Source organism: Nocardia sp. NPDC003726 (assembly GCF_053586955.1).
This window is the reverse complement of record NZ_JBSFNF010000011.1, coordinates 171601-184665: the sequence shown is the minus strand read 5'-3', so window position 1 is coordinate 184665 and position 13065 is coordinate 171601. Positions and strand designations below refer to the sequence as shown.

The following is a 13065-nucleotide window of genomic DNA, read 5'->3' as shown; positions in this document are numbered from 1 at the left end:
GGGGACTAAGCCAATCCTTACCGACTGTACGGAATGCTTCGCCGTTTACGGTGGTGGTCGACCACGCGGCAGCGTGATCGGCAGAATTTACTGTGACATTGATCACAGGTAAATAGACGGTCAAGCCCCAGCATATGGGGCTATAGCCGAAAAGCCGATCGTACGATGGACATAGTTGTTACTGGCGGGTAACTTACTGCCGGTTAGGATACGAGCGAACCGAGACGGTAGCGGAACGAGCCGCACTCGGGTGCCTCTAAAGAAAGGTCGCGACATGAATGCCCTGACAGTGACGCTGGGCACGATTGGGGCGGCGCTCAGCCTCTTGTGTTGGGCGTCGTTCATCGGCGGCGTCCGCAATATCGCGCGCGCCATCATGGTCGGACAGCCCGCGCCGGACCGCTGGCGGCCCTTCTTCCCGCGCTTCAAGCAGATGCTCGTGGAGTTCATCGCGCACACGCGGATGAACAAGTTCCGCACCGTCGGCTGGGCGCACTGGCTGGTGATGATCGGCTTCATCGGCGGAGCCATGCTGTGGTTCGAGGCGTACGGGCAGACCTTCGACCCGGCGTTCCACTGGCCGATCATCGGCAACCTGGCGATCTACCACCTGTGGGACGAGATCCTCGGCATCGGCACCGTGGTCGGCATCCTGACGCTGATCGTCCTGCGCCAGCTCAACCACCCACGGGTGCCGGAGCGGTTGTCCCGGTTCAGCGGTTCCAAGTTCGGCCCGGCCTACGTCATCGAGGCGATCGTCCTGCTCGAGGGCCTCGGCATGATCTTCGTGAAGGCGGGCAAGATCGCCGCCTACGGCCACTCCGACCCGGCCACCGACTTCTTCACCATGCAGGTGGCCAAGCTGCTGCCCGCGAACACCACCATGGTTGCGCTGTTCGCCTTCGTGAAGCTGATGTCCGGCATGGCGTTCCTGTACTACGTCGGCCGCAACGTCACCTGGGGCGTTGCCTGGCACCGCTTCTCGGCGTTCTTCAACATCTACTTCAAGCGTGAGGAAGACGGCGGCGTCGCGCTGGGCGCGGCCAAGCCGATGATGTCCAAGGGCAAGCCGGTCGACATGGAGACCGCCGACCCGGACACCGACACCTTCGGCGCCGGCCGGATCGAGGACTTCTCCTGGAAGGGCTGGCTGGACTTCACCACCTGCACCGAGTGCGGTCGCTGCCAGTCGCAGTGCCCGGCCTGGAACACCGGCAAGCCGCTGTCGCCGAAGCTGCTGATCATGTCGCTGCGCGACCACGGGTACGCCAAGGCTCCCTACCTGCTGGCCGGTGGCCGCAAGGACCTGGGCGGCGAGGAGATCGGACTGGTCGACGCCGAGGGCAACCCGAACGAGGCGAAGCTGGCCAAGATCTCCGAGGCCGCCAAGGCCGAGGCCGAGCGGCCGCTGGTCGGCGGCGCCGACGTCAACGGCATCATCGATCCCGAGGTGCTGTGGAGCTGCACCACCTGCGGCGCGTGCGTCGAGCAGTGCCCGGTGGACATCGAGCACGTCGACCACATCATCGACATGCGCCGCTACCAGGTGCTCATCGAGTCGGAGTTCCCCTCCGAGCTGGCGGGCCTGTTCAAGAACCTGGAGAACAAGGGCAACCCCTGGGGTCAGAACGCCAAGGACCGGCTCAACTGGATCAACGAGCTCGATTTCCAGATCCCGGTCTTCGGCCAGGACGCCGACAGCTTCGACGGCTACGAGTACCTGTTCTGGGTCGGCTGCGCGGGCGCCTACGAGGACCGCGCCAAGAAGACCACCAAGGCCGTCGCCGAGCTGCTGGCCACCGCCGGCGTGAAGTTCATGGTGCTCGGCGCCGAGGAGACCTGCACCGGCGACTCGGCTCGCCGCGCGGGCAACGAGTTCCTGTTCCAGCAGCTGGCCCAGCAGAACATCGAGCTGCTGAACTCGGTGTTCGACGGCGTCGATGACCGCAAGAAGAAGATCGTCGTCACCTGCGCGCACTGCTTCAACGCGCTGAACAACGAGTACCCGCAGGTCGGCGGCAGCTACGAGGTCGTGCACCACACCCAGCTGCTCAACCGCCTGGTGCGGCAGAAGCAGCTGATCCCGGTGAACTCGGTGTCGCAGAAGGTCACCTACCACGACCCCTGCTACCTGGGCCGCCACAACAAGATCTACAACGCGCCGCGTGAGCTGATGGCCGCGTCCGGCTCCAACCTGGTCGAGATGCCCCGCCACGGCGAGCGCTCGATGTGCTGCGGCGCCGGTGGCGCGCGGATGTGGATGGAAGAGCAGCTCGGCAAGCGCGTCAACATCGACCGCGTGGACGAGGCGCTGACCACCTCCCCGGCGAAGATCGCGACGGGCTGCCCGTTCTGCCGCGTGATGCTCACCGACGGCGTCACCGCGCGTCAGGAGAAGGGCGAGGGCGAAGGCGTCGAGGTGGTTGACGTCGCCCAGTTGATGCTGGACGCCATCGAACGCGTCGAGCCCGCGGTGCTCACCGAGAACCTGACCGTCATCCAGGAGCCCAAGGCGCCCGAGGCGGAGCCCGAGCCGGAACCCGAGCCCGAACCGGCCCCGGCCGCCGAGGCTCCCGCGCCGGCGAAGGCCGCGCCGAGCGGCGGCGGCCTGGCGATGAAGGGCCCCGCCAAGGCACCCGGTGGCGGCGGTCTTGCCATGAAGGGCCCGGCGAAGGCCCCCGGTGGCCTGGGCATGAAAGGCGCGGCCAAGGCGCCCGGCGCCAAGGCTCCCGCCGCCGAATCGGCGGAGACCGAAGCCACGCCGGCTCCCGCCGCTCCGGCCAAGGGTCTCGCCATGAAGGGTCCGGCGAAGGCGCCCGGTGGTCTGGGGATGAAGGGCGGAGCAAAGGCACCCGGTGCCAAGGCCACCGCTTCCCCCGCCGCCGAAGCTCCGGCCGAGGCTCCCGCAACCGAGGCTGCCGAGGCCAAGCCGGTCAAGGGCTTGGGTATGAAGGGCGGCGCGAAGGCGCCCGGTGGTGGTCTCGCCATGAAGGGCGCGGCCAAGGCACCTGGCGCGAAGGCTACGGCGGCTCCTGCGGCCGAGGCCGCGCCCGCCGAAGCGGCTGCGGAACCAGCCGAGGCGAAGTCGGCCGAAGCGGTTACGGAAACGGCCGAAACCGGCCCGACCGAGACCAAGCCGACGGTGCCCGCCAAGGGTCTGGCCATGAAGTCCGGCTTCAAGCGGCCCGGCCCCAAGGCCCCCGGCAAGACGGCAGCGGCCCCGAAGGACGCGGCTCCCGCCGAACCGGCTCCCGCGGAGCAGGCTCCCGTCGCGGAAGCTTCCGCCACGCAGCCCGGACCCGCCGCCGAACCGGAGCAGTCCAACGGCGCGAGCGGCAACGGCGCACCCGAAGTCGCGCCGCCCACCGCCAAGCCGGGCGGTCTCGGCTTCAAGGCCGGTGCGAAGGCTCCGGGCCGCAAAAGCTGAGCCAGGATAGCGGAGAAGAGCCCGGGTACTCGAGGAGTACCCGGGCTCTTTCGTTCGCGCCGTATCCGGCGACCGGCACAGCTCATCGACGCGGGGTGCGCTACTCGCCTATCGCCGGAGGCGTCCAATCCCACAATCTGGCCGACTTCCGTCCGGCCACGCCGCGTCCGGCGAGGCGGGTCAGGCCGGTCGCCAGTCCGTAGACCAGGGCATTGGTGGACAGACTTATCGCGGGATCCTGGCGTGCCATGCGCTGCACCTGCTGTCCGCGTGGGCGGCGCAGCTGGTCGAAGCGGGCCAGCGCCGCCGGAACCGGGCCGTCGCGCAGCTCAGCGGCGAGCGCGGTCGCATCTTCGAGCGCCTGGCACGCGCCTTGGGCGAGGAATGGCGTCATCGCGTGCGCGGCGTCGCCGAGCAGCGCCACCCGGCCCTGGGCGAACGACGGCAACGGATCGAGATCGAAGATGTCATGACACAGAATCGCCTCCGGTGGCGTCGCGGCCAGCAGAGCAGGGATCGGGTTGTGCCAGCTGCCCACCCGCCGACGCAGTTCCGCGAGATCGTTCCCGTAGCGGATCCCTGGTTCGGACTGCCGAACGGTGAGAAACCAGAACACCCGCCGATCGGTCAGCGGGTGGGCGCCGAAACGCGCACCTCGTCCCCAAGTCTGGAATCCTTCGATCGGCCATACCGAGCCCGGCTCGGTCACCCCGCGCCAACACAGAATGCGCTGAAAGACCGGATCGGAGTCGGCAAACAGGCCGCGTCGCACCCCGCTGTGGATGCCGTCCGCTCCCACGAGGACGTCCGCGGCGGCTCGGTGCGTTCCTTCCTCCGTCCGGTAGGTCACCGACATCTCTGATCCGGACTGCTCGAACCCGATGACCTCGGCTCCGGCACGTACGACGCCGGTGGGCAGATGGCCGAGCAACCCGCTGTGCAGATCAGCGCGATGATTGGCCAGCAGCGCGACGTCGCGCCCCGCCTCGTATCGCATCAGGTATCGGCCGGACGGAGTCCGCAGGGTCGCTCCGGCCTGCGTCGGCACCGAGACGGCGCGGAAGTCCGCTCCGACACCCAGCGCGTCCGCCGCACGCACGGCGTTCGGAGCGAACGACCAGCCCGCGCCGATCTCTCCCGCTCGCGCTCTCCGCTCCAGAACGGTCACCGCCCATCCGGACCGGTGTAGTCCGACGGCCGCGGCGAGTCCGCCGATCCCGCCTCCGGCGACGATCGCCGATCGGCCCTGCCCCGTCACCGGTCGCCGCTCTCGCGCGAAGGCAGCGGTTGTTCGCTCAACCGCTTCGCCATCCAGTCGTAGACGTCGTGCGCCGCCCGTAACCGCTCGGCCCGCGCGCTGCCGGGCCCCGCCAGTTCCATGCCCTGCGCGGCGACGTCGCGAAACGAGTGCAGACCCGCCACCCGCCGCTGCACGACGGTGCTCCACGCGTCGTCGTCCATCCGGTAGAAGTGCGTGCGCTCACCGGGTTTCGTGCGCCGTCGTACGAAACCGGCATCGATGAGCACCCGCATGTTCGTGGCCAGCGACGCCCGGCTCGCTCCGATGGCCGCACCGATTTCGTCCGCCGATTGCTCGGCCGGATCACAGATCATCAACCATCCGAGGATGCGCCCCGAGATCGGCGGGATGCCGTATTCCGCCGTGCAGAACATCGCCACCCGCTCGACCCACTCCAGCACCTGCTCGTGGCCGGGGTCCCGATTCGCCATACTCACTCCGATTCACACATGTCTAGTTGATTCAGTATTTACTGAAACATATGGACATGGCAAGGCGCGGCCGAGCACGAGACCGGACGATGCGCGGGGCCGATAGCGACCCGCGCGCGCCGTCGTGCGACTATGGCCGGGTCAGTGCGGCGTAGCGTGCGAGATGCTCGTCCGCCGAGCCGAATTCGTGCTCGATGACGGTGAGCCGCTTGAAGTAGTGGCCGATGGCCAGCTCTTCGGTCATGCCCATCGCGCCGTGCAGTTGCACGGCGTTCTGCCCGATGAAACGCGCCGCCCGCGCGACGGTGACCTTCGCCGCCGAGACGGCGCGGGCCCGGTCGTCGGCGGAGGCGCGCAGGGAATGGACGGCCAGGTGGACCGCCGCGATGGCCTGCTCCAGTTCGATGTACATGTCCACCATGCGATGCTGCAGCGCCTGGAAGCTGCCGATCGGCTGACCGAACTGCTCGCGCTGTTTGGCGTAGTCGATGGTGTCGGCCAGCACTTTGCGCATGCAGCCGACCGCTTCGGCGCAGATCGCGGCGGTCGCCTCCGCGACGGTCGGCTCGATGACGCTCCAACCGTCCGACTCCGTGCCCAGCAGCGCGTCGGCGGGCAGTCGCAAGTCGGTGAACACCAGATCGGCGGCCGTCCGGTCGTCGATGGTGCGGTAGGCGTGCACCTCGACGCCCGCGGGGGGAGCGCTCGCGTCGAATTCCAGCCGGAACAGCGAGATGCCCGCCTCGTCGCGGCGATCGCCGGACGTGCGCGCGGTGATCAGCAGATCGGTGGCCAGCGGCGCGCTGGTCACCACGGTCTTCTCGCCGTCGAGCACCCAGGCGTCGCCGTCGCGGCGGGCGGTGGTCGACACGTCGTGCAGCGTGGCTCCCGACGTCGGTTCCAGCGCGGCGAACGCGACGCGCGCGTCACCGGACACGATCCGGCGCAGCACGGCATCGGCCTGTTCGCCGCCGGAACGGTCGAGCAATCCGGCGCCGAGGACCACGGTGTCCACGAACGGCTCGACCACCAGCGCGCGGCCGAGTTCCTCGGCGATCACCATGAGTTCGACGGGGCCGCCGCCGGTGCCGTCCACCCGCTCGGGCAGGGTCGCGCCGAGAATGCCGAGTTCGTCGGCGAAGCCGCGCCAGACGGCGGGCTGCCAGCCCGCCTCCGATTTCGCCGCCGCGCGGCTCTTCTCCAGGTCGTAGCGGGCGCCGAGGTATCCGGCGATCGCGGAGCGGAGCATTTCCTGCTCGTCGGTAAGCGTGAAGTCCATCAGAGCCCCAATGCTGCTTTGGCGAGGATGTTTCGCTGAATCTCGTTGCTGCCCGCGTAGATCGAGCCCGCTCGGTCGTTGAAGTACTTCAGCGGCGCGACGGCCTGCCAGTCCGCGCCGCTGTGGTAGCCGTCGGCGGGCGGCGTGTACTGGGCGATCGGGCCGCCCGGCTTGGTGGCGTGCGGCTGGTAGACGCGACCGCGCGGTCCCGCGACCTCCAGCGCCAACTCGGTGAGCTTCTGGCTGAGTTCGGTGCCGAGGATCTTGAGTGTGGAGGAGGCGGGGCCCGGGTTCTTCCCCTGCGCCATCGCGGAGATGGTGCGGTACTCCAGGATTTCCAGCACCTCGGTGCGGATCCGCAGATCGGCGAGCTTGGCCGCGAACACGCGGTCCTCGATCAGCGGGTTGCCGTCCGGGCCTGGCTGCCGCGCCGCGTTGGCGGCGATGTCCTGCGCCATGACCTGCAACCACGGCGCGGCCGCGCCACCTCGCTCGTGCACGAGCAGGTACTTCGCGACGGTCCACCCGTCGTCGATCCGGCCGAGCACATTGGCCTTCGGCACCCGCACGTTGTCGAAGAAGACCTGGTTCTGCACCTGCTCACCCGAGGTCATCACCAGCGGCCTGATCTCGATGCCCGGCGCGGTCATGTCGATCAGCAGGAACGTGATGCCCTGCTGTTTCTTACCCGTGCGCGAGGTGCGCACGAGGCAGAAGATCCAGTTGGCCTCGGTGGCGTGGGTGGTCCAGATCTTGCTGCCGGTGCACACGAAGTCCTCGCCGTCGTCGACGGCGGCCATGGTCAGCGCGGCCAGGTCCGATCCGGCCTCCGGCTCGGAGTAGCCCTGGCAGAAGAAGACCTCGCCGGTGAGGATGCGGGGCAGATAGAACGCCTTCTGCTCGGGGGTGCCGAACGCGATGATCGCAGGGGCCACCATCCTGATGCCCATCGGTGACAGCGCCGGCGCGCCGGCCAGCGCCGATTCCCGCTGGAAGATGTAGTGCTGGGTCAGGCTCCAGTCGCATCCGCCGTGCTCCACCGGCCACGCGGGCGCCGCCCAGCCGCGCTCGTGCAGGATGCGCTGCCATTCCATGCTCGCCTCATGGTCGGGATACACGCTCGTCGCCAAGCGCCCGGCCCGCCGCAACTCCGGCGTGAGCTTCGCGTCGAGGAATGCGCGCACCTCGTCCCGAAACGCCAGATCCTCCGCTGACCAGTCGTAATCCATCTGCCCTCCCAGAGGGTGTGCACCGTTGCTTCCGTGGCGACCATCCCGCCACCACGCGAGAGAATGTACGACCGTTTGTTTTACAGAGTCAAACTGACGTCATATGCCCGCAGACTCTTCACCAGGGGGCGAACCGACGGCACGGTGGCCGGACCCCAGCACAGGCCCGGCAACCGGTCCATCCGCGCCGAGCAATCGCCGCCGCACCTCAGCCGCAGGGACTGGATTCACCGATCTTGACCACCGACAGCACGGCCTCCCCCTCTCCGATCAACGTTCCCGGCCCGGGTGACTGCGCCACCACGATCCAGTTCCGGTCCATCACCTGCATCCGGCCCTTCCCGGTCGCATCCTTCGAGCGCGAGGACCCATCCGCGTTCACGCATCGACGGTCGATGCGCACGGGCATCAGATCAAGACGCCGATCACATTTGTTACTGGTGCGCTATCAAAACGTCCGGCGTTCAGCAGTCCCCGAAGAATGCCTTCAGGTAGCCCACCGATTGGTAGACGTAGTCGTAAGCCCACCGGGGGACCGACAGGGTGGGTTCGGGGTCGGTGAAGAGAAGTTCTCCGGCCCAGCACTTTTGCAGGACATAGCGGGCTCGTGAGATGTGCGGGGTGAAGGTTACGACGATGACGCGGTGCCAATTGTGGGCGCGGGCGAGGCGGGCGAGTTCGCGCCCCTCGCCGCGGGTGGTGCGGGGGGACGGGTCGAAGCAGAGCACCTCGAAGCTGTAGCCGCCGTGACAGATCCGGTTCAGCATGGCGCTGTGCTCATAGGGATTGGAGAACACCACCCGCGGCGCGTACCCCTCGCGCGCCAAGCGCAGGCCCAGCTGTTCGCGACCGTCGTGTGCTCCACCGAGAACGAGCACGGCGTCGGCCCGCGCGGGCGGATCGGTCCGCGGACGCACGTAGACCGGCCACAGCGCCACCGTGGCGACAACCACCGCCAGACCGGCGCCGAGCGCGGCAGAGACCAACCGACGACGTCGCACCATGCCGATGCTAGCCGGGCGTAACACCAGGTCACGGCGCCGGCCTCGGCCATGTAGCCGCATGTACATCTGCTGTTGCCCGGACCCTTGCCTCGCTGACGTGGCGTGTCCACCGGCGGGGCTTACCAATCGATCATGCGATGCACAGTCTTCGGAACCGGGTACCTCGGGGCCACGCACGCGGCGTGCATGGCCGAACTCGGGCACGACGTCATCGGAGTGGACGTGGACCCGGGCAAGGTCGCGAAGCTGTCCGACGGAGTGGTGCCGTTCTACGAACCGGGCCTGGAGGATGTGCTGCGCCGCAACCTCGACGCGGGCCGCCTGCGGTTCACCACCTCCTACGCCGAGGCGGCCGACCACGCGGACGTGCATTTCCTCGGCGTAGGCACGCCCCAGAAGAAGGGCGAGTACGCCGCCGACCTGAAATACGTGCGGGCGGTGGTGGATACGCTCGCCCCGCTGCTGGAACGTCCCTCGGTGATCATCGGCAAATCGACCGTTCCGGTCGGCACGGCGGCCGCGCTGGGAACTCGCGCTCGCGCACTGACTTCCACCGACGTCGAAGTGGCGTGGAATCCGGAATTCCTCCGAGAAGGATTCGCGGTCAGGGACACTCTGCGGCCCGACCGGCTGGTTCTCGGCGTCGACCGCGACCGTGACGCCGCCGGGTGGGTCGAGGAGCTGGTGCGCGAGGTCTACGCCGACCTCATCGCCGCCGAAGTCCCGTTCCTGCTGACCGACCTGGCCACAGCGGAATTGGTGAAGGTCTCCGCGAACGCCTTTCTGGCGACGAAGATCTCGTTCATCAACGCGGTGTCCGAAGTGTGCGAGGCGACCGGCGCCGATGTGACCATGCTGGCCGACGCCCTCGGCTATGACGCGCGCATCGGCCGTCGATTCCTCAACGCCGGACTTGGTTTCGGCGGCGGATGTCTGCCCAAGGATATCCGCGCGTTCATGGCCCGCTCCGGCGAACTCGGCGCCGACCACGCCGTCGCCTTCCTGCGCGAGGTGGACAACATCAACATGCGCCGCCGGACCAAGGTGGTCGACATGGCCGCTCGCGCCTGCGGCGGTTCACTGCTCGGGGCCAATGTCGCGGTGCTCGGCGCGGCGTTCAAACCCGAGTCCGACGACGTGCGCGACTCCCCCGCGCTGAACGTCGCGGGCATGATCCAGCTCCACGGAGCCGTGGTGACCGTCTACGATCCCAAGGCGCTGGAGAATTCGCGCCGAGTGTTCCCCACCCTGAACTACGCGACCTCGGTCGTCGAGGCGTGCGACCGCGCCGACGTGGTGCTCGTGCTCACCGAGTGGGACGAATTCACCGCGCTGCGCCCCGGCGACCTCGACCGGGTGGTGCGTGCCCGCTCGATCATCGACGGCAGGAACTGTCTCAATCGTGCCACCTGGAGAGCAGCCGGATGGGTGTACGCGGGACTCGGCACACCGTAGAGTTGCGGGGCGAGGCGGGCTACTGCCAGACAGACGACCAGTCCTGCCTTAAGCACAGCTGATCGCCGACGGTAGGGTCCGTCCAGCGGGTCTCCGCCGACGGATGGTGCAGGCTCGCATGTCGTGCAGTGTGAAACGAGATGGGCAGCTGATGAGTTCGGTACTGGGAGTTTCGGTGGGGGCCGGCGCTGTCCGTATGGCGCGACCACACACCGCGAACCCCCACGGGCATGTCTCCCCGCATTCCTTCGATCTGCAGACCATTCCAGTCGTCGACCAGAGCGTGGAAGAGCTGGCTGCAGAGGCCATCGGCGTCACCCTGGAGGCCACGCCCGGTATCGGCGCCACCGCGATCGCCTACCGCAGTGAGCAGCACGCCCGCGCCATTCGCGCCGCCATGGCGCGCCAGCAGTTGACCAATTACGAACTCGTGCCGGAGATCGCGGCCGCGCTCGAATTCGCGCAGGCAACCGGCGATATCCGGGGCATCTCCTCGCTGGTCGTCTACGACCTGGGCAGTTCGGGCCTGACGGTGAGCGTGGTCGACACGCAGACCCGCGAGGTCAGGCACAGCGAGCGCACCAGCGACATCAGCGGCGACTATCTCGACTCGTTGATCCGGGAGCAGCAGATCGCCTCGGGGCGGATCGCGCACCCGCCGAACGCCGCGGGCCTGGCCGCGCTGGACGCGCTGTGCCGGGAGGCGAAGGAGCAGCTGACCACCAACACCGCGGTGGCGCTGCCGAGCGAGCAGGGTCTGGTCCTGCTCGCGCAGGAGAACTTCGAATCGCTGATCATGCTGGCCATCGAATCGTCGGCGCGGATGGCGCGCGACGTGATCGTCCGTTCGGACCGCCCCGTGCACGGCGTGCTCGCCATCGGCGGTTGCGCCAGGATCCCGCTGGTGGCCAAGGTGCTCGAACGCTGGATGGGCGTGCCCGTCATCGTGCCCGACAGCCCGGAGACCGTGATGGCGCGCGGCGCGGCGCTGCTGGCCAGACCGGTCCGCAAGGAGACGCCGACGGCGAGCGCCCTGCTGGACGACGAGCTGTCACCCGCCTGGCTGTCGGCTCCGGCCCAGCGCGGCAAGCGCGAGATCAGCGGCGCGGTGCTGACCGTGAGCGCGCTGGCCGTGGTCGCCGCGATCGGACTCGGTCTCGGTTACGGACCGCAGGTGCTGGAACGCGATTCGCACACCAGCGAGGGATCGCCGTCGCTGTCGCCGACCACCACACCGCGCACCACCAGCTTGGACCCGCAGGTCGCGGTCGCGCCGGGCACCACGGAGTCACCCGCGCACGAATCCATCGCCGCGCCGCCGCCGAATCGCAGGCAGACCACCAGCGAGACGCCGCCGCCGCCCGGCCCGAACACCATCGTGGTGCCGGGCCTTCCGCCGATCGTGGTCCCCACGATCCCGCCGGAGGTCTTTCCCTTCCCTCCGCCGCCGCAGCGCTGAGCCGGGCGAAGTCTCAGACCCGCGCGTGCCGGGCGCGGCGCGGGCGCGGCGCCGGCGTGGGTTCCTTGGTCGTGAACGGGCGGGCGAGCAGCACCGCGATGCCGGTGGTCAACGGCACCGACAGCGCCAGCGCGATACCGCCGACCGCCGAGCGCGCGATCTCGATGGCCACCGCGTCACCGGTCAGCACGTCGCGGATGGACCGCCCCGCCACGCTGAACAGCAGCAACAGCGGCAGCGCCCCACCGGCGTAGGCGAGTACCAGCGTGTAGACGGTGCTGGCGATGTGATCGCGCCCCACGCGCATGGCAGCGGCGAAAACCTCCCGCCGGGAGGCGGACCGGTCGATCGCGGCCAACTCGAACGCGGCCGACGCCTGGGTGATCGTGACGTCGTTGAGCACACCGAGCGAACCGATGATGAACCCGGCCAGCAGCAGTCCGGTGATGCTGACGTGCTCGATGTAGGTGGCGACGTTGGTGTTCTGCTCCTCGGAAAGCCCGGTCAGATTGGTCATCTCGATGGTGAGCCAGGACAGCCCGGCGGCGAGCAGCATCGAGGTCAGCGTGCCGAGCAGCGCCGAACTGGTGCGCAGGTTGACCCCGTGCGCCAGATACAGCACCGCGTAGAGGATCAGGGAGCCCGCGACCAAGGCGACCGGGATCGCCGGTTTCCCGTCCAGCAGCGCGGGCAGCAGGAACAGCACCAGGACCGCGAAGGCGAACACCAGGCCGAGCAGCGCGCGGACGCCGCGCCAGCGCGCCACCACGATGATCACCACGACGAACGCGAGGGCGATCAGCGTGAGCGGCAGCCCGCGCGAGTAGTCCTCGAACGAATACAGCGGCGTCCCGCTCGGGTCGGTCTGGCGGACCAGCCGGAGCTTGTCACCGGCGTGCAGATCGGGTTGTCCTGGGCCGGGGGCGATCTCCAGCAGCGTGCGGTTGCCTTTGTGCGGTCCGGACTCGATCGAGATCAGGCTGCGCTGGCAGGTGTAGGCGTTGTTGCGCGGCGCTTGGGGTTGGTCGACGAACACCTTGCCCAGCGACGGGCTGCCGCACGGCCCCACATCCTGGAGCACCACGGTGCCCGCCTCGGTCTGCACCGCGCCGCCGCCCGCGTTCTGCATCGGCAGCGGGATGTCGATGTGCTGCTTGCTCGGCCACAGCACGATCGCGCCGATGACGACGACGATTCCGATCGCGGTGAGTAGCCCGACGACCACGCGCGCCGCGGTCGCGCCGATCGCGATCGGTCCCGAATGATCGTGATGATGGTGGTGGTGGTCGCTCACCGCGCTCCTACCTGTCCGATGTGTTTGCGCCCGGAGCGAGCCTAAAGGATTTCATTTTCAAGACCGTCGCGGCGGTTACCGAACACAGCGGATACACGGTCGATGCGGACCGATCGCGGGAGAAAAAGGAAGTTAGAGGGGGCGGCGGAGAGCAGGGGGATGTCTCCGCCGCCCGCAGGGCAGGCGG

General features: G+C 68.5%; 10 protein-coding genes. 3 read left to right on the top strand and 7 right to left on the bottom strand.

Translation table 11 applies throughout. The annotated features are described in order from the left end of the window. The first annotated feature begins 274 nt into the window (after positions 1 to 274). A complete protein-coding gene (locus tag ACWDMM_RS17610) occupies positions 275 to 3427 on the top strand; it encodes a (Fe-S)-binding protein (RefSeq protein WP_449938390.1) in 3153 nt (1050 codons plus the stop codon). A 100-nt stretch (positions 3428 to 3527) separates the two neighbouring features. Here ACWDMM_RS17610 and ACWDMM_RS17605 read toward each other — a convergent pair whose 3' ends face one another. The 6 genes from ACWDMM_RS17605 to ACWDMM_RS17580 all read right to left on the bottom strand — a co-directional run bounded on the left by ACWDMM_RS17605 (position 3528) and on the right by ACWDMM_RS17580 (position 8667). After that, complete coding sequence (locus ACWDMM_RS17605; protein ID WP_449938386.1) at positions 3528 to 4685, bottom strand: FAD-dependent monooxygenase; 1158 nt, start codon at positions 4683 to 4685, stop codon at positions 3528 to 3530. Beyond that, on the bottom strand, positions 4682 to 5158 hold the full coding sequence (locus ACWDMM_RS17600; protein WP_357208901.1) for a GbsR/MarR family transcriptional regulator: 477 nt from the start codon (positions 5156 to 5158) through the stop codon (positions 4682 to 4684). The genes ACWDMM_RS17605 and ACWDMM_RS17600 overlap by 4 nt, the downstream gene beginning before the upstream one ends. A gap of 130 nt (positions 5159 to 5288) precedes the next feature. Further along, complete coding sequence (locus tag ACWDMM_RS17595; RefSeq protein ID WP_449938382.1) at positions 5289 to 6437, bottom strand: acyl-CoA dehydrogenase family protein; 1149 nt, start codon at positions 6435 to 6437, stop codon at positions 5289 to 5291. Beyond that, entirely contained in the window at positions 6437 to 7666 is a 1230-nt protein-coding gene (locus ACWDMM_RS17590) for an acyl-CoA dehydrogenase family protein (RefSeq protein WP_195080866.1), read from the bottom strand. The genes ACWDMM_RS17595 and ACWDMM_RS17590 overlap by 1 nt, the downstream gene beginning before the upstream one ends. 208 nt (positions 7667 to 7874) lie before the next feature. After that, positions 7875 to 8048 (bottom strand): calcium-binding protein, encoded by a 174-nt coding sequence (locus tag ACWDMM_RS17585; protein ID WP_449938378.1) that lies wholly within the window; start codon positions 8046 to 8048, stop codon positions 7875 to 7877. 82 nt (positions 8049 to 8130) lie between these two features. Then, entirely contained in the window at positions 8131 to 8667 is a 537-nt protein-coding gene (locus ACWDMM_RS17580) for a YdcF family protein (protein WP_449938375.1), read from the bottom strand. A 135-nt stretch (positions 8668 to 8802) separates the two neighbouring features. Between ACWDMM_RS17580 and ACWDMM_RS17575 the strand changes: the two genes are divergently transcribed. Beyond that, complete coding sequence (locus tag ACWDMM_RS17575; protein ID WP_449938373.1) at positions 8803 to 10125, top strand: UDP-glucose dehydrogenase family protein; 1323 nt, start codon at positions 8803 to 8805, stop codon at positions 10123 to 10125. 151 nt (positions 10126 to 10276) lie between these two features. Next, a complete protein-coding gene (locus ACWDMM_RS17570) occupies positions 10277 to 11584 on the top strand; it encodes an Hsp70 family protein (RefSeq protein ID WP_323124685.1) in 1308 nt (435 codons plus the stop codon). A 13-nt stretch (positions 11585 to 11597) separates the two neighbouring features. Here the strand turns inward: ACWDMM_RS17570 and ACWDMM_RS17565 are convergent, their stop codons facing one another. Then, a complete protein-coding gene (locus ACWDMM_RS17565) occupies positions 11598 to 12878 on the bottom strand; it encodes a YibE/F family protein (protein WP_195080871.1) in 1281 nt (426 codons plus the stop codon). Positions 12879 to 13065: the final 187 nt, after the last annotated feature.